The organism is Sphingobacterium faecium (assembly GCF_003054045.1).
Lineage (GTDB): Bacteria > Bacteroidota > Bacteroidia > Sphingobacteriales > Sphingobacteriaceae > Sphingobacterium > Sphingobacterium faecium.
The window spans coordinates 386,639-411,365 of sequence record NZ_QBKH01000006.1 but is presented as its reverse complement, the minus strand read 5'-3'; the positions used below and the strand labels follow the sequence as shown (position 1 = coordinate 411,365).

Annotated in this window: 24 protein-coding genes and 1 tRNA gene; 6 read left to right on the top strand and 19 right to left on the bottom strand. The window is 34.0% G+C overall.

Going from position 1 to position 24,727, the window contains the following annotated elements; translation table 11 throughout:
• Positions 1-21 precede the first annotated feature (21 nt).
• Together C8N37_RS18270 and C8N37_RS18265 are read right to left on the bottom strand one after the other, a co-directional pair.
• Positions 22-633, bottom strand: a complete 612-nt coding sequence (locus C8N37_RS18270) for a TetR/AcrR family transcriptional regulator (protein ID WP_108160380.1) — start codon at positions 631-633, stop codon at positions 22-24.
• Between the two features lie 158 nt (positions 634-791).
• Complete coding sequence (locus tag C8N37_RS18265) at positions 792-1,463, bottom strand: NUDIX hydrolase (RefSeq protein ID WP_108160250.1); 672 nt, start codon at positions 1,461-1,463, stop codon at positions 792-794.
• Positions 1,464-1,626: 163 nt separating this feature from the next.
• Here C8N37_RS18265 and pfkA point away from each other — a divergent pair, with 163 nt between their 5' ends.
• From pfkA to gap, 3 genes are read left to right on the top strand one after another with little or no spacing between them, the layout of a single operon-like run.
• A complete protein-coding gene (pfkA, locus tag C8N37_RS18260; RefSeq protein WP_108160249.1) occupies positions 1,627-2,613 on the top strand; it encodes a 6-phosphofructokinase in 987 nt (328 codons plus the stop codon).
• Positions 2,614-2,632: 19 nt separating this feature from the next.
• On the top strand, positions 2,633-3,484 hold the full coding sequence (locus C8N37_RS18255; protein ID WP_108160248.1) for a hypothetical protein: 852 nt from the start codon (positions 2,633-2,635) through the stop codon (positions 3,482-3,484).
• A gap of 4 nt (positions 3,485-3,488) precedes the next feature.
• On the top strand, positions 3,489-4,487 hold the full coding sequence (gap, locus tag C8N37_RS18250) for a type I glyceraldehyde-3-phosphate dehydrogenase (protein WP_108160247.1): 999 nt from the start codon (positions 3,489-3,491) through the stop codon (positions 4,485-4,487).
• Between the two features lie 63 nt (positions 4,488-4,550).
• Here the strand turns inward: gap and C8N37_RS18245 are convergent, their stop codons facing one another.
• The 7 genes from C8N37_RS18245 to fucP form a co-directional block, all read right to left on the bottom strand.
• Entirely contained in the window at positions 4,551-5,342 is a 792-nt protein-coding gene (locus C8N37_RS18245; RefSeq protein WP_108160379.1) for an L-fucose dehydrogenase, read from the bottom strand.
• A gap of 1 nt (position 5,343) precedes the next feature.
• Positions 5,344-6,171 carry an amidohydrolase family protein gene (locus tag C8N37_RS18240; RefSeq protein WP_108160246.1) on the bottom strand — a complete coding sequence of 276 codons (828 nt, stop codon included), beginning with the start codon at positions 6,169-6,171 and terminating at the stop codon, positions 5,344-5,346.
• A 10-nt stretch (positions 6,172-6,181) separates the two neighbouring features.
• Entirely contained in the window at positions 6,182-7,039 is an 858-nt protein-coding gene (locus C8N37_RS18235; protein WP_108160245.1) for a fumarylacetoacetate hydrolase family protein, read from the bottom strand.
• A 56-nt stretch (positions 7,040-7,095) separates the two neighbouring features.
• Positions 7,096-7,860, bottom strand: a complete 765-nt coding sequence (locus C8N37_RS18230; RefSeq protein WP_108160244.1) for an SDR family NAD(P)-dependent oxidoreductase — start codon at positions 7,858-7,860, stop codon at positions 7,096-7,098.
• Positions 7,861-7,993: 133 nt separating this feature from the next.
• Positions 7,994-9,658 (bottom strand): UxaA family hydrolase, encoded by a 1,665-nt coding sequence (locus C8N37_RS18225; protein ID WP_108160243.1) that lies wholly within the window; start codon positions 9,656-9,658, stop codon positions 7,994-7,996.
• A gap of 1 nt (position 9,659) precedes the next feature.
• Entirely contained in the window at positions 9,660-9,995 is a 336-nt protein-coding gene (locus tag C8N37_RS18220; protein WP_108160378.1) for an L-rhamnose mutarotase, read from the bottom strand.
• 7 nt (positions 9,996-10,002) lie between these two features.
• Positions 10,003-11,265, bottom strand: a complete 1,263-nt coding sequence (gene fucP / locus C8N37_RS18215) for an L-fucose:H+ symporter permease (protein WP_108160242.1) — start codon at positions 11,263-11,265, stop codon at positions 10,003-10,005.
• A gap of 140 nt (positions 11,266-11,405) precedes the next feature.
• Between fucP and C8N37_RS18210 the strand changes: the two genes are divergently transcribed.
• The gene (locus C8N37_RS18210; protein ID WP_108160241.1) at positions 11,406-12,278 is read left to right on the top strand and encodes an AraC family transcriptional regulator; all 873 of its coding nucleotides are present in this window, start codon (positions 11,406-11,408) and stop codon (positions 12,276-12,278) included.
• Here C8N37_RS18210 and C8N37_RS18205 read toward each other — a convergent pair.
• The 8 genes from C8N37_RS18205 to C8N37_RS18170 form a co-directional block, all read right to left on the bottom strand.
• A complete protein-coding gene (locus C8N37_RS18205; protein ID WP_108160240.1) occupies positions 12,275-13,243 on the bottom strand; it encodes an NAD(P)H-quinone oxidoreductase in 969 nt (322 codons plus the stop codon). The genes C8N37_RS18210 and C8N37_RS18205 overlap by 4 nt on opposite strands.
• Positions 13,240-15,996: a TonB-dependent receptor gene (locus C8N37_RS18200; protein WP_108160239.1), complete on the bottom strand. Its 2,757-nt coding sequence runs from the start codon at positions 15,994-15,996 to the stop codon at positions 13,240-13,242. The genes C8N37_RS18205 and C8N37_RS18200 overlap by 4 nt, the downstream gene beginning before the upstream one ends.
• A gap of 139 nt (positions 15,997-16,135) precedes the next feature.
• Positions 16,136-16,663 carry a ferritin gene (locus tag C8N37_RS18195; protein WP_108160238.1) on the bottom strand — a complete coding sequence of 176 codons (528 nt, stop codon included), beginning with the start codon at positions 16,661-16,663 and terminating at the stop codon, positions 16,136-16,138.
• A gap of 180 nt (positions 16,664-16,843) precedes the next feature.
• Positions 16,844-17,218, bottom strand: a complete 375-nt coding sequence (locus tag C8N37_RS18190) for a DUF6686 family protein (RefSeq protein WP_108160237.1) — start codon at positions 17,216-17,218, stop codon at positions 16,844-16,846.
• A gap of 190 nt (positions 17,219-17,408) precedes the next feature.
• Complete coding sequence (hpf, locus tag C8N37_RS18185) at positions 17,409-17,753, bottom strand: ribosome hibernation-promoting factor, HPF/YfiA family (RefSeq protein ID WP_045754592.1); 345 nt, start codon at positions 17,751-17,753, stop codon at positions 17,409-17,411.
• Positions 17,754-17,767: 14 nt separating this feature from the next.
• Positions 17,768-18,646 carry a tyrosine-type recombinase/integrase gene (locus tag C8N37_RS18180; RefSeq protein ID WP_108160236.1) on the bottom strand — a complete coding sequence of 293 codons (879 nt, stop codon included), beginning with the start codon at positions 18,644-18,646 and terminating at the stop codon, positions 17,768-17,770.
• A 93-nt stretch (positions 18,647-18,739) separates the two neighbouring features.
• Positions 18,740-18,934, bottom strand: a complete 195-nt coding sequence (gene rpsU / locus C8N37_RS18175; protein WP_021190399.1) for a 30S ribosomal protein S21 — start codon at positions 18,932-18,934, stop codon at positions 18,740-18,742.
• A gap of 88 nt (positions 18,935-19,022) precedes the next feature.
• On the bottom strand, positions 19,023-19,661 hold the full coding sequence (locus C8N37_RS18170) for an HAD family hydrolase (RefSeq protein WP_186812832.1): 639 nt from the start codon (positions 19,659-19,661) through the stop codon (positions 19,023-19,025).
• Between the two features lie 86 nt (positions 19,662-19,747).
• Here C8N37_RS18170 and C8N37_RS18165 point away from each other — a divergent pair.
• Positions 19,748-19,821, top strand: a tRNA-Ile gene (locus C8N37_RS18165).
• 538 nt (positions 19,822-20,359) lie between these two features.
• On the opposite strand, the gene C8N37_RS18160 is transcribed toward C8N37_RS18165, so the two are convergent.
• Positions 20,360-20,548: a CsbD family protein gene (locus C8N37_RS18160; RefSeq protein WP_108160234.1), complete on the bottom strand. Its 189-nt coding sequence runs from the start codon at positions 20,546-20,548 to the stop codon at positions 20,360-20,362.
• Positions 20,549-20,931: 383 nt separating this feature from the next.
• Here C8N37_RS18160 and C8N37_RS18155 point away from each other — a divergent pair, with 383 nt between their 5' ends.
• Positions 20,932-23,148, top strand: coding sequence for a glycosyltransferase family 4 protein (locus C8N37_RS18155; RefSeq protein ID WP_108160233.1), 2,217 nt, complete (start codon positions 20,932-20,934; stop codon positions 23,146-23,148).
• Here C8N37_RS18155 and C8N37_RS18150 read toward each other — a convergent pair.
• A complete protein-coding gene (locus C8N37_RS18150; RefSeq protein ID WP_108160232.1) occupies positions 23,126-24,604 on the bottom strand; it encodes a glycoside hydrolase family 130 protein in 1,479 nt (492 codons plus the stop codon). The genes C8N37_RS18155 and C8N37_RS18150 overlap by 23 nt on opposite strands.
• Between the last annotated feature and the right edge of the window lie 123 nt (positions 24,605-24,727).

Genomic DNA, 24,727 nt, shown 5'->3' with positions numbered 1-24,727 from the left:
TTTTTATAATTGTTCGAAATCTTATTTAACTTTTAAACCATTGAATATTAGTAAAGTTGCATCCTTTTGCTTCTGCAGAACATCACCAACATTACATTGTGTTGGAATACCGGTAAATACATCGCAAAGTATTCCTACAAGTCCAATACTTTTCATCAGGTATACGTATGTCTCACTCGCTTTATTAACATCTTCAATTGCCAATTCCTTATTATCTACTCCTTTTTGGAATAATTTAGCTACTTGGACAATTTCTTTTTCGTGAATTTCACGCATCAAAGTTTGTAAAGGAGCTCCTTTTATCCACTCCATATTTTCATTCATATGCAACATGTAGTGTTGCTCAATAAAAGCTGATTTTAAATCCAATAACGCTAAAATAAGATCAAAAATTGACGAGTCGGACTTCTCGATCAAATCTTGTTCCAACTTCCTAAAATCATCTGTGACCGCTAATATTACATCATGAATTAAAGCTGTTTTTTCAGGATAATAATAGTAAAGATTTGCTTTCGTAATCTTCACATCCTCTGCTATCTCATTCATAGTTGTTTTGGAAAAGCCATAGTGCGCAAATCTTCGGATAGCAGCGGCAATTATGAGCTCTTTTTTATTATCAGTGTTTGATGACATATTTAATTCTAAACTTTTGACTTTATATAAAATTTGGTCAAATATACAAAAAGTGATTTTTTTTTGCAATTAATTTGTCAACACATCGTCAATTTTATAAAATAAAAAAAAGTGTATATCGAATGATATACACTTTCCTAAGATTGAATTTTTTCAAACTAGAATGTGATAGTATTTTGAAATTGTTTTAAAAATTTACGTTTATCTAATTTATACAGCCTTGCAGCACGATAAGCTACTCCTTTTTGAACTTCATCTAATTCTTTTAGAAAACCATAATTGATCATTTTCTTTCTAAAATTTCTTTTATCCAATTCTCTTCCTAAAATACTTTCATAAACTAATTGTAACTGAGTTAATGTAAATTTATCTGGCAAAAGCTCAAAAGCAATAGGTGTATTTGCAATGCGGCGACGTAATTTTTCAACACTTTGCTTTAATATAGTAGTATGATCAAATGCAAGATCAGGCACTTTGTTCAATGGAAACCATTTTGCTTGTCTCATATACGAGGTTACTGGCTTCAACTTAATTTTTGTTTTATCCAGTTGGAGCAGCGCATAGTAAGCCACGGTCAATATCCTGCCTTGCGGGTGTCTTTTTAAACCTGCAAAGGCATACAATTGATCCAAGAAAACGTCCTTAAGACCTGTATTTTCATATAATATCCGCTTCACAGCATCTTCCATTTCCTCATCATTATTAACAAAAAAGCCTGGAAGGGCCCACCAATCCTTAAAAGGATATTCATTTCTCTCTGTTAGTAAAACATGAAGTTCCCCTTCATAAAAACCAAAAATGACACAATCGACTGTAAATGTAGTATACAAAACTTTTCTAATTTATTATCTTTACTTAAAACAATGAGTTGAATATGTAGCTTATGCCATAAAGTTAATAATATTACCTCAATTATATCAAAACAAAAAAATAAAAAATAATTTCAATAGTGTAAAAAATACACTATATTCGTAAAACCTAAAATTTTTGACAGTGGTGAATATTAAAAGAATCGGAGTTTTTACATCAGGCGGAGACGCTCCAGGCATGAATGCTTGCATTCGAGCCGTAGTCCGCACAGCATTATACGAAAAATTAAGTGTTACTGGAATATACCAAGGATATCAAGGTATGTTAGACGGTAATTTTACAGAAATGACATCCCGCTCCGTTAGTAATATTATTCAATTAGGAGGTACTATCCTGAAAACAGCGAGATGTCTAGAATTTAAAACAAAAGAAGGAAGAGCTAAAGCATATGAAAATATAAAATCCGCAGGTATTGATGCTCTAGTAGCTATTGGTGGCGACGGTACATTTACAGGTGCTGAATATTTCTCAAGAGAATATGATATCCCAGTGATTGGTATACCAGGTACGATCGACAATGATCTTTATGGATCTGACTTTACATTAGGTTATGATACGGCGACTAATACAGTGATTGAAGCGATCGACAAGATCAGAGATACGGCTGCATCTCACGAACGTTTATTCTTTATTGAAGTAATGGGCCGTGATTCTGGTTGTATAGCTTTGAATGCAGGTATCGCGGGTGGTGCAGAAGCAATCTTACTACCAGAAAAAGAGACTGCGATTGATGAATTAATCGATCATTTATCTGCAGCAGATGGACGCGGCAAAAAATCTTCGTCCATTGTGATTGTTGCAGAAGGTGATCATAATGGCGGTGCATACAACGTTGCGAAAAAAGTCAAAGAAAAATTTGATTATTATGACACAAAAGTTAGTATCTTAGGGCACTTGCAACGCGGTGGTTCTCCTTCAAGTTTTGATCGAGTACTGGCCAGCCGTTTAGGTTTTGCTGCTGTAAAAGAGTTATTGAAAGGGAACAATCGTATTACAGTCGGTGTTAGAGGAAACGAAGTCGTTACCACACCTTTGGAAGAAGCTATTAATAATAAAGAGTACAAATTGAGTCCGGATATGCTGGAGCTTGTTCAAGTATTAGCAATCTAGACTAAAGAAAAGAATTCAGATGATTGCAGTAGTCTACAGTGGTTCAAAATTTGCAGATTGGAGGTTAGCCGATAAAGGTCGGGTGATCACTGGTTTCAGAACTAGTGGCATTAACCCCTATTTACAGGATGAAAGATATATTGCACAGCTTTTAAATAAGAATACCAATTTGATCAATAATGCTGAAAAGATCAAACGTATCTATTTCTTTGGTGCAGGATCATCTTCTCCAGAGCGTAAAAATAAAATCAAGGCTGTATTCGAAAAATTTTTTATAAATGCCAAAGTAAAGGTGGAACATGATGTGATCGCATCGGCAATTTCAACATTTGGTGATGAAAAAGGAATTATTGGGATTATTGGAAGCGGTTCAAATGCTGCCTTCTATACGGGAAAGAAAGTGATCCCTAACAATTATGGTCTTGGTTATATATTAGCCGATGAAGGATCAACTAATTGGACCTCCAGATTATTACTGAAACACTATCTAACAGATACGCTTCCTCAGGATTTAGAAGACAAACTGTTGAATAAATTTGCCATTGATAGGAAAATAATTTTAGAAAAAGTGTATAACTCACCCCAACCTACCATTTTCCTCAATTCATTCTCTGACTTTGTTTTAGAAAATAAAAATCATCCTTTCATCATTCAGATCGTGAAAAATGGATTTCGCTTATTTCTGAAGACTTTCATCAAGCCGCTATATAAAGAACATCCTGATAATGACATCAATTTTACAGGTTCTGTAGCTGCAAATTTTGAAGACCTTTTAAAAGAGGTTGCAACAGAAGAATTTAATATATCAATAGGAACAATTATTAAAGAACCTATTCATAATCTTATCAAGTATTATATCAATAAAAATTAATAATATGAAAATTGGAATTAACGGATTTGGCCGCATTGGTCGTTTAGCATTCAGAGCTGCGGTAAATCGTCCAGATGTTGAAGTTGTTGGTATCAATGACTTAGTCGAGCCAGATTATATGGCGTATATGTTGAAATATGATTCAACACATGGTAAATTTGATGGTACTGTAGAAGTTGTTAACGGAAACTTAGTGGTTAACGGAAAAACAATTCGTGTTACTGCAGAAAAAGACCCAGCAAACTTAAAGTGGAATGAAGTTGGTGCAGAAGTTATTATCGAATCAACTGGTTTCTTCTTAACACAAGAATTAGCTCAAAAACACATTGATGCTGGTGCGAAAAAAGTAGTTATGTCAGCTCCTGCAAAAGATGATACTCCTACTTTCGTTATGGGCGTTAACCACAAAGAATTAAAAGCAGACCAACACATCGTTTCTAATGCTTCTTGTACGACAAACTGTTTAGCACCAGTTGCCAAAGTGTTAAATGACAAATTTGGAATTGTTGAAGGTTTAATGACAACGGTACATGCTGTTACTGCCACTCAAAAAACAGTAGATGGACCTTCTGCTAAGGACTGGAGAGGTGGACGTGGTGCTTACCAAAACATCATCCCTTCTTCTACAGGTGCTGCTAAAGCAGTAGGTTTGGTTTTACCTGAATTAAAAGGTAAATTAACAGGTATGTCTCTACGTGTTCCTACTGCAGACGTTTCTGTTGTTGATTTAACAGTACGTTTGGAAAAAGCTGCTTCTTATGAAGATATTAAAGCTGCTATGAAAGAAGCTTCAGAAGGTGAATTAATAGGTATCTTAGGTTATACTGAAGATGAAGTTGTTTCATCTGATTTCTTAGGAGATGCTCGTACCTCAATCTTTGATGCTAAAGCTGGAATTTCATTGAATGACCATTTTGTAAAAGTTGTATCTTGGTATGACAATGAGTGGGGTTATTCAAACAAAATTGTTGATTTAGTTCAAGAAGTTGGTAAATTAGGTTAATCCTTATTCACATGATAGAAAAGGGCTTTTAATAATTATTAAAAGCCCTTTTTATTTATTCTCTTATTTTTCGGCAATAATTGATCGGTCAAGATGTACATAACCACCATCAACATGTATCAACTGCCCTGTAGTATGACTTGATTTATCAGACAGAAGAAATAATGCAGTATGTGCAATTTCTTCAGCAGTAGTCATTCTATGCTCTAAAGGTATACGATCTGTAATTTTCTTTAAAGTCTCTATTGGATTGTCTAAAGTTTGTATCCATGTATCATATTGTGGAGTGGCACATTCTGCAACCACTATGGCATTGACACGAATCTGATATGGGAGCAGTTCTACAGCCCATTCTCTCGTTAATGCATTTCTACCTCCATTAGAAGCGGCATATGCAGATGTATTTCCTTGACCTGTCTCAGCAGTCTTTGAAGTAATATTGACAATACTTCCTTTAGATACGATCAAAGCATCTAAAGCATGATGAGCCATTAAATAATAATGAATAAGATTTTTATGTAAAGAGGCAACAAATTTCTCGTAATTTCCGGATGCCAAACCTACTCCATCATTCACACCAGCATTATTGACCAAGCCATCAATGCGACCAAAATGATTAAGTGTTTCTGCAACTGCAATTTCACAATCTTTTGGATCTGAAAGTTCAGCTTGCACTGCATACGCCTGTTGACCAAGAGCCTCTACTTCTTGTTTGACAAGATTATTATCCACTTGTCGACGGCCAACAATCACAGGGATAGCACCTTCTTGAGCTAGACCCAAAACAATTGCCTTACCAATACCCTTTGCTCCTCCTGTAACTATTATAACTTTATCTTTTAAATTTAGATTCATATTATAAATTATAAATTTTAAATGCATTCATCCCCCAAAACGCTTCTTTTTCAACTTTAGTAAATGCGTCTAATTTAGATGCAACAATGGCAACACTTTCTTCATAAGAAGCGGCTAACAAGCATACAGGCCAATCTGAACCAAACATGATACGATCTTTACCAAAAGTATCAAATACATGACCTAAATATTGGCTAAAGTCATCCAAACGCCAACTCGACCAATCGGCCTCAGTCGCCAAACCTGAAACTTTACAACTCACATTTGAAAAAACAGCTAATTCTTCAATAAATAATGCCCACTCTTCAAATTCGCGTGATTTTATTGGCGGTTTAGCGATATGATCTAAAATAAATATTTGGTTTGGATTACTTTGAACACATCTTAAAGCAGCAGCATAATGACGAGGTCTAATTAATAAATCATAAGTATAACCATACTTTGATAAAAATTCAACGCCTTTGAGAAAATGGTCACGTATTAGAAAGTCCGGATCCTCTTCTCCTTCCACAACATGTCTAAAACCCTTGATAAGTGATTCATCTTTATATTGATGCAATTGCTCATCAATATTAACCGCACGCAAATCCACCCAACCAATCACCCCTTTAATAAAAGGATGTTGTTTTGCTTGTTGTACTAAAAACTTAGTTTCTTGATCGGATTGATCTGCCTGTACAGCAATACAGCCGTCAAATTCATTTTTTTCTAAAATAAATTTTAGATCTAATGGAAGAAAATCCTTTTTTAAAACGTGCATTTTGTTCGTAATCCAACTATGACGACCGGGGTCATACTGCCAGAAATGTTGATGAGCATCTATACGCATAATAATGATATTAATGACGCGAATAAGCGATTACTTCCTGACGCGACTCCCCTAATCCATCAGCCCCCAATTCAATGATGTCACCAGCCTTTAGATATATAGGAGGATTAAAGCCTAAGCCAACACCTGCTGGTGTCCCTGTAGAGATTACGTCACCTGGTAACAACGTCATAAATTGAGATACATAACTAACAATAAATGGAACAGAAAAAATTAAATTTTTTGTACTTCCATTTTGATACATCTGACCGTTAACTTTCAACCAGATATTGACATTATTAATATCCTTAATTTCATCTTTAGTAGCCAAATATGGTCCCATAGGTGCAAATGTATCACAACCTTTTCCCTTGTCCCATGTCCCACCACGCTCTAATTGATATTCACGTTCTGAAACATCGTTATGAAGCACATAACCTGCTATATAATCCAGACCATCAGATTCATCTACATACGAAGCTTTTTTACCTATCACAATACCAAACTCTACTTCCCAATCTGTTTTCACAGAGTCCCGTGGTATCATCACCTTATCGTAAGGACCTGACAAAGAAGTAGTCGATTTCATAAAGATGATAGGTTCTGCAGGAATTGATGCTCCAGTCTCTTCAGCATGATCTTTGTAATTTAATCCAATACAAACGATTTTTGAAGGTCTTGCAAAGGGAGCTCCAATTCTTTCTGTATCGGCTATAGGAATTAATTTACCTGAATTTGCTTTTACAAATTCCTCTAAGGCAGCTAAACCATCATTTTCGAAAAATGACTCGTTATAATCACCTCCAAAAGCAGAAGTGTCATAATTTATACCATCGATCTGCACCCCAATCTTCTCTTTGCCTTGCTCTCCAAAACGTATTAATTTCATATCTTTAATCTTTTATTATAAAACCTGACTTCAAAAGCCTCTCCGTTATTTTACTCTTAATTATTCAATTTAATAAAACCACCATCAATTGGATAATCATTTCCAGTGATAAAACCGGCATCATCGCTACATAAAAACAAAGCCAACTTTGCAATTTCTTCTGGTTGTGCCATACGGCCTATTGGTTGGCTTTTAGATAGTTTCTCGAAAATTTCTGCTTCCTGTCCTGGATAATTTTTACTAATGAACCCATCAACAAATGGTGTATGCACACGAGCAGGAGAAATACTATTGCAGCGAATTCCATCAGCCATATAGTCACGAGCGACAGAAAGTGACATAGCAAAAATAGCACCTTTGCTCATTGAATATGCAAAACGATCGCTAATACCTACCCAAGCAGCAATCGATGCTAAATTCAAAATAGCTCCACCTCCATTTGCTTTCATTTTTGGGATTACGGCAAACAAAGCGTTGTAAGCACCTTTTACATTTACATTGAAGATACGTTCAAAGTCTTCTGTTGTACAATTTTCTAATTTACCAATATGTGCTATACCGGCATTATTGACCAAGATATCAATTTTACCAATGCGATCTACTATGGTTAGAACTTCTTCTTGAAGACTTACATTACAACTATGGACAAATCCTTTTCCTCCACCAGCTGATATCTCCGTCACAACATCTTGTGCTCCTTCCACATTTAAATCCAAGATATGAACGGTAGCACCTTCTGCAGCAAAGAGCAAACTCATGGCACGTCCTATTCCACTTCCACCGCCGGTTATTATAGCGACTTTGTTTTCTAATTTTGACATATTATTGTGTTTAACATATTAATTTTCGATCAGCAAAAAATTGATAATCGAAAATCTAACTTTTCAAATGCTATCTTTTTTAAAATTTCAAATTGTATATTACATATAAGGCAATCTGATAGCTCATCCTATCTTATAAAGATACACCCCTCCTCCAGGGAATAAAATCGTCCTGACCCAAGAGAACTGCTTTAGGAGTTACCTCACCACTCGCTACTTGAATCACATAATCTAAAATGCGATGAGCAGCTTCCTCAATGGACTCATCTCCTTCGATAATTGTTCCACAATTAAGATCTATGATATCAGACATTTTCTCAAATGTTTTAGTATTTGTAGATAATTTTACTACTGGAGTAATAGGGTTTCCAGTTGGCGTACCCAATCCGGTCGTAAATAAAACAATATTAGCACCAGCACCCACTTCCGCTGTAGTACTCTCAACATCATTTCCTGGAGTACATAAAAGATTTAAGCCAGGCTTATTGGCCAATTCAGGATAATCAATTACTGCTGTTACAGGAGATGTCCCACCCTTTTTTGCTGCCCCAGCAGATTTTATAGCATCGGTAATAAGCCCATCACGTATATTTCCAGGCGAAGGATTCATATAAAAACCAGACCCATCGGCTTCTGCTTTTGCATTATATACGCGCATCAACTCCATAAATTTGTCTGCTGTAGCTTCATCTACACACCGATCACTGAGCTCTTGTTCTACTCCACATAGCTCAGGGAATTCTGCTAAAATAACAGAACCACCCAATGTCACCAACATATCAGAAAGATAACCTAAAGCTGGATTAGCAGATATACCAGAAAAACCATCTGACCCCCCACACTCTAATCCAATACATAATTTATCCAAAGAAGCAGGCTTACGTGTATATCTATTCGCTTCCATCATCCCTGCAAAAGTTGATTTAACAGCTTTTTGCATTAACTCCTTTTCAGTACCTTCTTTTTGTTGTTCAAAAATATACAAAGGTTTGTCAAACAGTGGATCCCTTTTTGCGATTTCAGCTTGCAAAATCGAAGCTTGAGCATGTTGACAACCTAAGCTAAGAATAGTAGCTCCAGCTACATTTGGATGCGTTACATAACCAGCCAACAGTCCACATAGTGCATCTGAATCCATTCTTGTACCACCACATCCCATTTCATGATTTAAAAACTTAATACCATCTACATTTGCAAATAGTCTGTGATCACTAGTTTGACCAACAGAAGCGCTCAAATCTTGAGCGATAATTTGCGATACATCAGCACCTGAATGATACAAACGTATCAACTCGTCTACCTCCGAACTATAATCATTAGCTTTAATTTTATAACCGAGCTTTTCTTCAAAAGCAGTTTTCAAGGTCAGAACATTTCTATTTTCACAAAAAACCAAAGGAATTACTACCCAATAATTAGCTGTACCAACAGTACCATTAGAACGATGAAAACCATTGAAAGTCCGATCTTTAAAAACACTAACATCTGGTTTATTCCAAGAAGTATTCCTTTTACTTAATTTAAAATCATCTGCAGCATGTCTTAAATTCAACGTAGATATTAATGACCCCGTTTCTAAATCAAAATTTACCTTTCCTACCAATACCCCATACATATAGATCTCATCGTCCTTTGACAAAGGATGAATGGTAAATTTATGTTTAGCAGCAACATGCTCCAATAATGCAAAACTGCTATTATTCCATACAATCACGGTCCCTTGAGGCAAATCTTGTAAAGCCACCAACACATTATCATCTGGATGAATCTGCAAATATGTTTTCTTATCCTTTATCATTTTATTTTTTCAATTCGAATATCTTATTCATTAACACCCATTTTTCATTTTCCTTTGCACCTGGAATTGCACTTTGATATTTCCACATTAACTGCTCCCATTCTTGAACTTTAGGATTATGCTCATCCATATGTGCTTTTTTCTCAAAAGAAAAAGAATCATCTACCTCCATAATCATAAATAATCGATCCTCAAATCTAAAGATTTGCATTTTTGTGACTCCAGCTTCTAGTATTGAACTTTCAATTTCTGGCCATATAGCACGATGAAAGTTTTCATATTCCATTATGAGCTGCGGATCATTCACTAAATCGAGAGCAAACGTATACTGTTTCATATTACTATTATTCATGAGTAGAATTTACAATTTGATTATTTGATTTTCTATTTGCTAATGCAAATAACAATACCACGACAAAACAGATTAAAGGTACCCAGTATCCAAGCTGCAGATCCCCAGTTTTATCTGAAATTAATCCCAGTATTGGAGGAAGTGCTGCCCCGCCCACAATTGACATGATGATTAAACTCGACGCTGACTTTGTATCTGCTCCAATACCTTCAACACCTACTGCAAAAATAGTTGGAAACATGATTGACATAAAGAAAGCAACCGCAATTAAAGCATAAACGGTCACTTCACCAGAACCATATATCACAATGAATGACAATAAGATACAAATTATTGAATAGATAATAAGTAATGTTAAAGGCTTAATATATTTCATGAAAAATGTACCAACAAAGCGACCTAACATAAATGATAAACCAGCCAAGCTTGCATATTTTGAAGCATTCAAAGGAGCTATGCCTGCAACATCAGTGGCATACAAAACCATAAAACTTAATACACAAACTTGAGCACCAACATAAAAAAATTGACCGATAACACCCCATCTTACATTCCTATGTTTTAACGCATGAAAAAAGCCAGACTTTTGCTCCCCTTCGTCATCTTTTATATCAGGAAGCTTTGTAAAAAAAAGAATAGCTGCTACAATCAATATAATTAAACCTAAAACCAAATAAGGTCCTTTTACTGTTGCAGTCTCTGCTTGAATATAGGCAATTTTAACCTGTTCAGTCATAGCAGCTATTTCAGTATCAGACTTAGGTTTTTCTGCTAAAATAAACTTACCGCCGAGAATGGGAGCAATAAATGCCGCTAAACCATTAAAAGATTGAGCAAAATTTAAACGTTGAGTAGCCTTACTCGGATCCCCTAATACCGTTACGTAAGGATTAGCTGCAGTTTCTAAGATAGTCAATCCACAAGCTACTACAAATAATGCGCCTAGAAAGAAAACATAGCTGATCTGATTCGCCGCTGGTATAAAAAGAAAACAACCTATAGCAAAAAGTATCAAGCCAATTAAAATACCTGATTTATAACCATATTTTTTCATGATTATACCTGCAGGGATAGCCAGTAAAAAATATGCAATAAAAACAGCCGAATCAACTAAAGAAGCCTGTAAATGCGTTAAACTAAATGCATTACGCAGATGTGGAATTAAAATTGGATCTAGATTATGAACAAATCCCCAAAAAAAGAATAAGGACGTTACAAGAACAATTGCTAGTTTATTACTTTTACTGATCGACATATAGAATATAATTTATCATTGGTTTATGTAAAATAAAGAATAAATAATGAAACAAAATTTAAGTATTTTACCCAAATAATAAACTATATTATCATGCATCATGCTAGTAAATCAAAAAATGTGCATATATTTATTAATAAATGAAGCCTCAGCTATTAAAAGTCAATAACAGCAATGTACAATCTTTCAGTGTAAGAAATGATATTGTACCACAGAATCATAATCTATGGCACTATCATGAAGAATTAGAATTAATACATTTTGAAAAAGGGGCTGGTACCCAATTCATTGGTGACAGTGTTAACAATTTTTCAAGCGGGGATATTGTTTTGGTCGGCTCCAATTTACCACATTATTGGCTATTTGATAGCCAATATTTGAATGGCCCCAATGCCGCATCAGCAGATATCAGAGTAGCTCATTTTAAAGAAAATTTCTTAGGCGAGCAATTCTTCAATCTACCTGAAAATCATAAAATAAAGAATTTAATTAAAAAATCTAAAAGAGGAATTCAATTAAATAGAACAATATTAGAATCAGCACAATCTCTTATAGAAGGACTTTTAAAAAGTCAAAATTCAACTAAAATAATTGCATTAATAGAAGTTTTAACCCTAATTGCAGAGTCAGAAGCGTATCATCTATTGTCAAGTGAGAATTATCCTATCGACCGGCAAGATCTAGATTTTGGAAGAATGACCGTAATTATGGAATATATCACACAGCACTATAGAACACAAATCCGACTTGAAGATATTGCTTCCATGACTGGTATGACGACCAATTCATTTTGTCGTTATTTTAAAACCAAGTCTGGAAAGACCTTATTTCAATATCTTATTGAAATGCGTATCGGATATGCTTGCCGATTATTGGCCGAAAGGACACTAAATGTCAAACAGATTTGCTTTGAAAGCGGATTTCAAAACTTTGTAAGTTTCCATAAGTACTTTAAAGATGCAACTGGTTTTACTCCTTTGCAATATCAAAGAGAGATCTCGCGAAACTACTAAAATACGAAAACTAATTTCCCTGTAAAATCTCCGGAGTCCAATATAGCATGAGCTATTTGCGCATCTTCAAGTTTAAATGTTCGGAATATATTTGTTTTAAATAAACCCAGTTGCAACAAAGGAAAAACATGATCAATAATTTCGTTACGCACCTCCTTTTTAAATGCTATATCTCTACTTCTCAAGAGACTTCCAGATATGTAAATGCGTTTTTGCATGAGTTTAAAAAGATTCAATTCTACTTTCGCACCTTTCATGGCATTGATATAAATTAAGTGACCATCCTCCTTTAATATTTCTATATTTTTCGCGAAATAATCACCACCAATACTGTCCAGTAAAACATCAATTTGATTTTTACCAATGATCTCCTCAAAATCTTGCTTTTTATAATTGATCACAACATCCGCACCTATTTGTTTACAGTATGATGCTTTAGCATCTGATCCTACCGTAACAAATACTTTTGCTCCAGATAATTTTGCCAATTGAATTGCCATAGATCCAATACCACCACTTCCGCCATGAACTAAAAAACGATCACCAGATTTCAAAGCCCCTCTCTTAAATACATTATGATAAACGGTAAATAAGGTTTCAGGTAAGGCTGCTGCCTCAACATAACTAAAACCTTTAGGTATAGGCAAACATTGTCCCTGATCAACAGAGACATATTCAGCATAACCACCTCCAGATAAGACCGCGCAAACCTGATCTCCAATCTTCCATTCACGTACCAAATCTCCTATTGCCACAATTTCTCCAGCTACTTCTAAGCCTGGAATATCAGCAGGGGCACCATCAGGAGCTGTATAATTTCCCTTCCTTTGAAAAACGTCTGGCCGATTCATTCCTGCAGCCTTAACCTCAATCAGAACTTCATACCCAGTACATGCTGGCTTATTGACCTCTTGCACCTCTAAAACTTCAGGCCCACCAAATTTTGTTATAATAACTGCTTTCATTGTGATTTTTTAGGGTATTTTTGTAAACGGAAATTTAGAGAAACCATAAAATAACGCGACAATCTTTCATTTTGGACATCTAAGATATCATTTCCGATTACATCTCTCGTAATTCCTGAATTTTGATTTAGGAGATCAAAACCCTGGATACGAAGCATAGCTAAGTTGTTCCGCATAAAAGTATATTCAAAGTACGCATTAATAATTGTCGGATTAATATTTGTCCAAGACGAGGAAGAATATCCCGCGTTTAGTCTTTGGGATACCTCTACACCAAAAGAACTATGTTCACTTACATAGCACTTCGAACCTAATCCTAGAACACCAGTATGTGCAATTATCTGATCATTAAAAGGTAGTTTATAAGAAGCCTTGTTTAAAGAGTAATTACCATTAAGTTCTGCTTCAAATAAATCATTGAACATATAGCGGAATTGAAGTGATTGCGAATATAAAAAATGTCCTCCGTCATTGCGCCTATCATTGATATACGTAACGTTGTTATAATAATCTGCATTGCCGTTCAGACTCATTTGTATATTATCGTTAAAAAGCGCCGCAGTAAATAGATAATAAGCCTTAATATCGTAATAACCAGAAGTATTTAGAAAAGTGGTCTTTTGTGCAGTAGAATTTAAAACCGTACTCCGATTAGAAACAATTTTATCCGAGACAAAATTATACGCAAGACTACCCTCAAAATACTGTCCCTTGGTAACAATCGATTTACGATATTTTGCTAAAATACGATTTGCAAATTCGGCTCTTAGATCCGGATTTCCTTCGATGATATTTTGGGAGTTTGTATTATCTAATATTGGCTGAATCTGATAGAAATTAGGTTGATTGTTTTTACCTAAATAATCAATAGACAAATCAGAATTTTCATTAAATTTCCATTTTATACCCGCCGCTGGTATCAAGTTGACATTACTATATGAAGTTTTAATTGATTTGTCACGGGAATATCCCGTAAGTTCTGTCGGTTGAACAGCAAAACCAATATTATACTTAAATTTGGTAAAAATATCTTGTTGATATTTCATTCCAACTCTATTGGATGAAAATGCATAATCATAGCTTAAACTAAGCGAATCAATCCGGTTTAATTCATTGAGTTCATTATTCCGCTCATGAACTAAACGCCTAGCATCAATTGCAGTATAATTAAAATCATAATTTAATTCCAGAACACCACCTTTATCTACAGGCTCTATAATTGATAGTGAACTTTTTATATCTTGATTCTGATTATTACTTTTAACAAATTGATTCAAAAAAGTATTCTTTGTATTGATCTCATTTAATGTACTGTCGATAATCGTATTTTGATCAACGATATTTTCATTTTTTTCAAGAGAATTATAACCCAAATGCAAGTTATATACTACTTTTCTTCCTGGTTTTTTAAAGACTTTAGCATATAAGATATCTATTTCTGCATTTGGACTTGTACTATTATTTTCAGAAGCATATTCTCCCTTGTTGGTAATCAACCTATTTTTAATATAGCGATCACGAATTTCATCACCTTTCGATTTACTCCAAGAAAATGTTGGTGATATTTTTAACATATCCGAATCGGATAATTTTATATCAAAACCCCAATTCATATGATGGGTATTATCGACAGTCTTTGTTACGTAATCTTCTAAATTACTGATTGTATTGTAACCGTACACTGATTGCAAATAGGAGTTTCCTTTAGTTGTATTTTTTGCATTTGTAAAACTATATCTTCCAAAGGCAGAAATTTTATCACTTAAATTACTTGAAAAACTAGCTCCCAAAGATCCGACATTATTAAATCCATCTGTAGGATCTGCAAAGTCTGCCAATTCACCCATGACCCGGTCCCGAGAACCACCACCATTCGGAGATCCAAAAGAAAATAAATTGGTATTAGTGTTGTTAATAGAACCGATAAAAGATAACTCTTGTCCATCATTAAATTTATTAATACCAGCACTAGCAAGATACCGATCTTGATTGCCCAGTCCTCCCGTCACCTGTCCGAAAGTGATTTTCTTTTTATCTTCTTTTAAAATGATATTTAAAATTTTCTCTGAATTGCCACTTTTTGTCCCTTTCGCATTAGCTTCATCCCCATAAAAGTCAATTACTTGAATATTTTTAATGAAATCTGCAGGAAGATTTCGAGTAGCTGTAAGTACATCTCCACCAAAAAATTTTTTACCATCCACTTGTACTGAAGTAATCGGTTTTCCAAAAGCATATACAGAACCATCTCTGGAAACTTGAAAATTTGGAATTTGCTTTAAAGCATCTTCTAATAATGTTCGTCGATCAAATTGGAATGCTGCCATATTAAACTGTACAGTGTCCTCTTTAAATGTTATAGGCTTATATTTCTTAATGACAATCTCTTTTAAAACCGAAGTTTGAGGTTTTAATATGATAGTCTCTGCTACTACGCGATCAGTGGTATTATATTGAGGATAAGAACGGTCTACGATCTGTAATCCAAGGGAGCTGTAATTCAATCGAATGTTACTGCCCTTTACTTGAAAAAATTTATAGAACCCTGTTTTAGATGTTATTGCCATAACAGTGTCCAATGAAGTTGTCAATCGTACATTAACACCAGCAAGAGGCTGACCCTCACTGTCCACAACAAAGCCATACACTTCCTTCTTTTGCATTTGAGCTTCAACCCTATTTGCTGCAAAAAAAAGAATGATAAATAAAATGATCTTATGATTATTACCTGATATTTCGAATTTATCCGACATCAAAACAACTTATTCTATTAATATGTTAATATACACAATATTCTGCACAACCATAACGAGCAATATTGAATTATTGTATAAAAAAAGGTGGTTTATTTAAAATAAACCACCTTTTTTTATTTTTATTAGAATAAATTAATTATTCACCTGAAAAAGCAACCTTGATTAAGTGTTTGTCAATTTCCCAACGACCAGTACCCTCTTCACCTATTACATCAAACAATTCTAAAATTCTTCTTGCAACAAACTCTTCTTCAACTTGTTCCGATAAGAACCACTGTAAAAAGTTGAAAGTAACATAATCCTTAGCTTTCATACATCTATCAGCGATGTTATTAAATTGCTCAGTTACAAACATCTCTTGCTCTAATGCAGATTCAAAAATTCCTCGGAAAGAGTCAAAATCAGAAGGTATGCCTGTCACTTCAGGAGATATTGCACGTCCGCCTCTATTGTTGATATAATTAAATATCTTCAACATATGCTCTCTTTCCTCATTAGATTGCTTAGCAAAAAATTCAGCAGCATTTTCCAAACCTTGGTCGTCACACCAAGATGACATTGCTAAATATAATGATGAAGAGTGTGCTTCAACTTTAATTTGAGCATTTAATATATTTTCAATTTCCTCTGTTAAAGAAGATTTTAGTTTTAATAAATCTTTCATATCTGTAAGTTTTAATTCCAATAGTAAAGATCAAGTTTGATAATACCTGACCTACTTGAACAATACAAATATACGGCTGGAAACTGATTTTTGTATAAAAAATATACAATACAAATTAAGTCTAAATTAGGGGCAGAAAAGATAATCTGTTTAGAATCAGTATAATTATAATTAAGATGATTATACCGAAACGGCGACTAGAGAACTCCGTAAACAGGCTTTAATGACACTATTTAATTCTATCATAAATTTAGCGCCATCCAACAATTCTCTTAGGTTTAGAATATCTTGAACAGAAAGAAGGAAACATCGTTCTGTACGATAGGGCATGACTAAAGTAAAATCTGAAGATCTCGCTGTATCAATTAACATTTTTTCAATATTAATTTGATCAATATATTTCTTAAATTTTAAAAAATCAGAAACAGAAAATGAAGTCGTTGAGCCCGCAAACTCCATCCAATAACAATTTTTACGACTACACTGATAGATCGCTCCAGTTCCAGTTTTAAAAACCTCCTCTACACTTGCTAATGGACAGATTGTATTGATCATTTTCTTATTTATTTATGACAAGACGAAATTAGACATTATTTATAATCAATCCAAGTAACTGATGAATTTATTTTTAACAATTATAAATAGCAATTACTTTTTGAAGGATCATATTAAAATTTAAAAGGTATTTAACTAAAAAAAGGACTAACCTCATCGATTAGTCCTTTTTCATGAATGTATAAATTTATTAATACTCTTCTTCTTCAGTAGTCAAAATTTCTTTATGATTACTTGCCTGTGTCTTCGTTTTGGTTTTATGTTTATTAATTTGTCTTCTCAAGGATTCTACTGCAATATCAGTTGCTTCTTCAAAACTTTTAGCTTGTCCCTTCGCAAAAAGCTGACTTCCTGGTATATTTATTTTAATTTCCGATACCTTATTAGCTTCATCATCTACATTTTCTAAACGCAAATAACATTCTCCACCAATGATTGAGTCTAAAAACTGATTCAATTTTCCTGTTTTTCTTTGGATAAACTCAATTAGCTTTTGATCAGCATTAAATTTAATTGATTGCACAGTAATGTTCATTTTTCCTCCTTTTTTTAAGCTTTTGGATGAGCTTGTTTATAAATAGACTTTAACCGCTCCACCGAATTATGCGTATACACTTGCGTCGCTGCAAGTCCTGCATGTCCGAGGAGCTCTTTTATTGCATTCAGATCAGCCCCATTGTCCAACAATGCAGTTGCGAAAGTATGCCTTAATATATGCGGACTTCTCTTCTTTTGTGAAGAAACCATCGACAGATATTTATGCACAATTCTATAAATCAATTTCTCGTAGGCTGGTTTTCCTTCTTTAGTAACGATTAAGAAACTCGATTTATTATTTTCAATATACAAACTTTTAGCTTGTAAATAAAGTTGTAATTCTTTTATTAACGTTTCATTGATCGGGACTAACCTTTCTTTATTCCTTTTACCGAATATAAGCATATTTTTATTATAATAGTCAATATCTCGGTCTTGAATTTGTAATAGTTCAGCAAGTCGAATACCCGTACCAAAAAGCAGTTCCACGACCAATTTATCTCTCCTAGTTTCAAAATCATGCACATTCACTTCCATATGATCCAATAATTGCAATAATTTATCTTTCTCAACAACTACAGGAAGTTTTTTAGGTGTTTTCAAAGCTTTTATCTGTATAGGACTGCCTTTCACGATCCCCTCTCGCTGTAAAAATTTATAGTAGGTGCGCAAGGAAGAAATACTACGATTGACTGTACTAGCCGATTTCTTAGCTTCTGCCATCAGTGCAAAATAATGGCGCATATCCCGATGGTTTACCTGATCAAATGCCAAATGTTCATGTTCAAGAAAGGTTAAGAATAAATTTACTTCATGAACATAAGCAATTAAGGTATGCTTTGAATACCGTCTTTCAAATTGCAAATATCGTTCAAACTCCTTCAAATACATACGCCTTTCTATTTGTAACCAAATTAGCAAAATAAAGCGCATAAAAAAAGGGAAAAGTAAACTTTTCCCTTTTTTTATATCTTCTAAGAAACCTTAGATTGAAACCTCTTGGTTTAATCCTTGTTTGTAAATCGCTTTCTTAACTTGAATACGACGAGTTACAGATCTCTTCTCGTAAGCTTGGCGTGAACGTAGTTCTCTTAAAACTCCAGTTTTCTCGAATTTCTTTTTAAAACGTTTTAATGCTCTATCTAAAGATTCTCCTTCTTTTACATTTACGATAATCATGCTCTGTATATACCTCCTTTCGTAGCCTTTTAATTTTAAAGTGTTGCAAAGGTACAATTATGATCGGTAACTTCAAAAATATATTTTACTATTTTTCTAAAAATCCCTCTCTACCAAGTAATGCTTGTAAAGTATCAGGTTTTGTTAACAAATAAGTTTGTAGACCCAGTCCTTCCGCGGTTTTCAAATGTTGTGGACTATCATCAATAAACACCGTCTCATCGGGCTTTAATCCATTTTGGGATAGTACATATTCAAAAATATTGGCATTTGGTTTCCGCATACCCATCAGGTGTGAATAATAATCTTTTTCAAAAAACGAGGCATTACCATCCAAATTAAACTTACTTTTCAAATATTTCATGATCCAATTATAATGAATCTCATTATTATTACTCAGTAAAAATAGTCGATATTTATTTTTCAATGCTAACAATAAATCATGATTTCCTTCAGGTATACCCAACAACATGGCGTTCCAAGCGCTGTCGATTTGATCATCTTTTAATGAAAAAATACCAGAAATATTGCGAATACCTTCTCTAAAGTCCTGAGATGAAATTTGCCCTTGTTCAAACTCATCAAAAAGTTTTGTTTGTGCCCGATGTCCATAATAATCACGTACATTTTTGATACCCAACTCACTAAAGGCAGCTTCCATCTTCAAAAAATCGATCATAAAGATCACATCACCATAATCCAGGATAATATTTTTAATTTTTTTCATCTTTTTATTTTGAAATATCAATACAAATATCAATATTTGCATCGTCAAAACGCACAAAACGTTATATTTTGACATAAAATTTAACCGCTCCTATAGCTCAGTTGGTTAGAGTAGAAGACTCATAATCTTTTGGTCACTGGTTCGAGCCCAGTTGGGAGCACTGCTTAAAAGCCTCACTAGAAGTGAGGCTTTTTCCATTTTCAACATGTTGAAACTTTTTTAAAAAACCGAAAACATCTTTAAAAAAATTATATTTCACAATTATTTGTTGTTACAAACAAGAAAATATGAGCTTGATATAGAAAATCAACAGAAATTATCTCCTCCATCTTAGAAATTATATTAAGCCAAATATGAGGATCATAAAAAAAAGTCGAGTTAGGAAAACTCGACTTTTTCATCTACCTATGAAAAACATGCCCTTTTGGGATGGGCTATACGAAGATAAAAGTTTTTTTTCACAAATGAGGGAAAATTTTAACACTCAAATGTAACTAATTGAATATTAAGCTATTTTTTTTTAAACCTCTTAGATAATTTATTTAACACGCTCAATTAAATCTGATTATTAATGGTTAAACATGCAATTTATTGTTAAAATATCACTACTCAATCATAAAATTGATCATAAAAAATGGGCTGCATATATCGTCTATACAGCCCAATTTGTATGATAACATACTATTTTTTTTAATTGACTATTTCATTTTGTCTAACCAATCTTCAACTTCTTCCTTGGTTTTCCCAGTTTTCTTTTGAAGCTTACCTAATAACTCATCTTCTTTTCCTTCAGCATACAATAAATCATCGTCTGTTAGATCTGCATACTGCTGTTTAACTTTTCCTTTTAGTTCGTTCCAACGACCTTTCCATGTTAATTCGCTCATAATAAAAATCTCCTTTTTTTAAATTAAGTACTATATAAATAACACACAATCGATCAAATTGTTTTCAATTACCATAAAAATAATGATGTAAACACGTTTATTATATTGGATGAATTACAATGACTTCGCTAATGTCAAATTAAAAAGAGTATCTTGAACCGATTAAAAACTTTCCTCTTATCTAATTGTTTACTAATCGAATCAAAGAAGATCATGGTTTTGCTAGTCGAGATTTCACGATTAAAGATAGGTTCTAAAATAAAACAAGTATTACTACAGCATCCACTCTTATTGATCACAGAACTCATTACATACAAAAAGTAAAACAACAGTATCCTAGACAGATCACAATTTAATTTCACAATAAAATTTACAAATCAAACATGAAAATAGCTTACATTAGTACTTATTTGCCGAAACAATGTGGAATAGCAACCTTTACCAATGATTTAATACAATCCATAGACCACCAAGATTCAACAATCACACAGCACGTAATAGCACTTTCCGATCAACCGTACTCCTATCCAGGAGAAGTCGTATTCCAAATTAATACTCATCAGCAATTAGATTATATTCAAGCCGCTCATTTCATAAATGAAAACAAATACGACTGCGTGGTATTGGAACATGAATATGGCATATTCGGAGGAAATAGTGGTGTTTATATCCTCTCATTGATAAATCAGCTTCACATGCCTTTATTAGTGAATTTACATACTATACTAGAAAAGCCAAATATCGACGAAAGAGCTATTTTGATAGAAATTGCCAAAAGAGCTTCTATCATTGTAGTGATGAGTTCGTATGCGATAGATTTACTTCAGAAAATCTATCATGTGCATGAAAATAAAATTCGATTGATACCCCATGGAGTTCCCGCTTTCGATTATAAACAAGATATTGCAAAAGAGCAGCTCCATTTAGCCCACAAAAAAATCATCTTAACATTTGGCTTTATAGCCCGTAATAAAGGAATTGAAACCGTTATCCAAGCACTTCCTAAAGTTGTGCAAGAATATCCTGAAACCATTTATCTTATTGTCGGCAAAACACATCCCAATGTTTTATTGGAATCTGGAGAAGAATACAGAGAATATCTCATTGAACTCATAAAAGAAAAAGGGCTAGAGCAACATGTTCTTTTTGTCAATGATTTTGTTAGCACTGAGGCATTGACAACTTACCTGACAGCCTGTGATATTTACATCACACCTTATATTAATGAGGCCCAAATAACAAGTGGTACACTTTCATTCGCAGTGGGAGCTGGAGCTGCAGTATTATCCACACCTTACTGGCATGCTAAAGATTTATTGGCTGATGGAAGAGGTATTTTATTTGATTTTAAAAATTATAAAGAATTAAAAAATATTCTGATTGATCTATTTGACAATCCAAAAAAACTTGAAGATCTTAGAATTAAAGCTCGTCATCACGGCGAAAAGACGACTTGGAATAAATTGGGGCATTCCTATACCAAATTATTCAAAAATCTATTTTTAGCACCTTTGAGTCCCGATACCAAAACAAAAATAGATCGCCTGGAAAGTTTTCCAAAATTTAGATGGGATCATCTAGATCGATTGACCAACCATGTCGGCATTATTCAACATGCTACCTTTGCAACTCCAAATTACAGAGAAGGATATTGTTTAGATGATAACGCTAGAGCACTTCTCGTAAGTTTAATGCAACATGATGCTTTTGGAGAGAAAGCAACAAAGAAAAGAATTTCCACTTATCTAAGTTATATCTATTATGCGCAAAGAGAAGATGGTCTCTTTCATAATTTCATGAATTTCCAAAATGAATTTTTAGAAGAGACTGGATCGGAAGACTCATTTGGTCGAGCTATTTGGGCATTAGGTTATCTTTTCAATACCGCACCGTACAATGATTTTTATCAATTAGGTTCACTCATTTTTTTTAAAGCAGTACCGCATTTTGAAAATTTAAAATCAATTCGTGCAATTGCCTATACGATGATGGGTATATCCGAATATTTAAAACAACAACCCAATGACGAACGGATCACCGAGCTACTTCGTAAATTAGCATTCAAATTAGTACATGAATATGAAGCCAGCGCTGATGAAGACTGGAAATGGTTTGAACCTGTACTTGCCTATGACAATGCTATTATACCTTTAGCTATACTCATGTCTAACAAATTTTTAAATGATGACAAACTGAAAGAAATCGGATTTACGAGTTTTTACTTTTTGGAAAATATCATTATGCAAAACGGATTTTTATCCATCATAGGAAATCAAAAGTGGGCTAAACAAAATCAAAACATGAGTAAATTTGGTCAACAACCTATTGATGTTACGGCCACTGTACTCCTATTTAGAGAAGTGTTCGAAATCACCAAAAACAATGAATATTTTGAAAAAATGATTCGCTCTTTCGAATGGTTCTTAGGTGAAAATGACCTTAAGCTCCCTCTTTACGATCATCATACGAAAGGTTGTTGCGATGGGCTAGAGACCTATGGTATCAATCGGAATCAAGGAGCAGAAAGTACATTATGTTATTTTATATCTTATATAACTATTTATAAAGAATTAAATATTAAACTTCAGGTTGAAGAATAGCTTGTATCAAATCGTTCAGATTGATGGTTGCATAAGTCGAAGCATAATCAGACATAGCGTAAGGCATTATCAATTGATCATTATGAACGATCGCGCCACAAGAATAAACGACGTTAGGCACATATCCTTCCCGCTCCATATCATTGGGCGTTAAAATTGGAAGACTTAAGCGTCCTATTTCAATATGTGGGTTCTCTAAATCCAATAAAGAAGCACCGATCACATACTCGCGCATAGGACCAACTGCGTGGGTAATGATCAACCATCCAGCTGTGGTTTCAATCGGGGAACCACAGTTTCCGATCTGTATAAATTCATATGGACTCTCAGGCTCTTGTACCAAATGAATTGCTTCATTCCAAATATTGATATAATCAGAATAAGCAATATAATTGTTTTCGCCATCTATACGACATAGCATAGCATATTTTCCCTTGATTTTTCGAGGAAAAATAGCAGCACCTTTGTTTGCGATCTCACCATGAATAGGCTTAACCGTAAAATGATAAAAATCCTTTGTCGTTAACAATTTTGGCAAAATACTAAACCCATCATATGCAGTGTAAGTAGCATAATAAATAACTTCCCCTTTGGGTGTTATAAATCGCACAAAGCGAGCATCTTCAATACCTCTTTTTTCCGTATCTGAAATAGGAAAGATAACTCTTTCAGATATAGCGGTATCCAACGAGAATGTCATCTCGTAGTGTGATGAAGCCAACCATATCGCCTGCTTCAATATTCCATCATTATCTGCTGAATACTCAATCCCAGCTCTCACCTCCTCAACATAACGCTTCAGTTCTTCATAAGTAAAAGTTTCCGTTAAGTGCTCAATCAGCCTCTCCATAGCCAACGCTCCATTAGGATGCAATTCGACAAGCTTCGAAATAAAGCTACTTTTATTATACCGGTGATTCTTAATATTGATAGGTTTATCCAATAACGTACCCATCACGTCCAAATGAATATTGTTTTCAACATCAATATAACCAGATCGAAAAACAATAGATGACACATGTCCTTCACCAGTAGCTCTAAAACTTATAATCACCCTTTTCTCCCCTTTGAAGAGTTCACTCTGATCAGGATGTTCAACAATAGAAGGATTAAATAGTGCTGCCGATTCAATTGAATATTCCATGGTAAAGTAAGAACCGATCAATAATTTTGCTGTCATGGATATTTTATCCGTTGGCATATCTAATCGGTCTAATAAGTGACGTATACGTTCAAAATTTCGTTCAAAAACTTTGACTATACTGCGATGTCTTTGCGAATAACTACGTAATACTTGTCCAAAAACTTCCTTTTGTTTTTCATCAGACAATTTTAGTACACGATGAATAACTTTAACAGACCGTTCATCTCCCAATGAAAAAAAACGGGCAAGTACACGCTTGGTATCAGGTTTAAAATAAATATCTTTCCGATTAACTTGAACGGGTTTATACATAAAAAACGAATATAAATATGACTAATCAATTTCTTCTTTAAAACGCATCAATGATCACATTGTTATAAAATTTTAGCATATTTTAAACAATCCGTTTTCTGAAACCAATTTAGTAGTACCTCT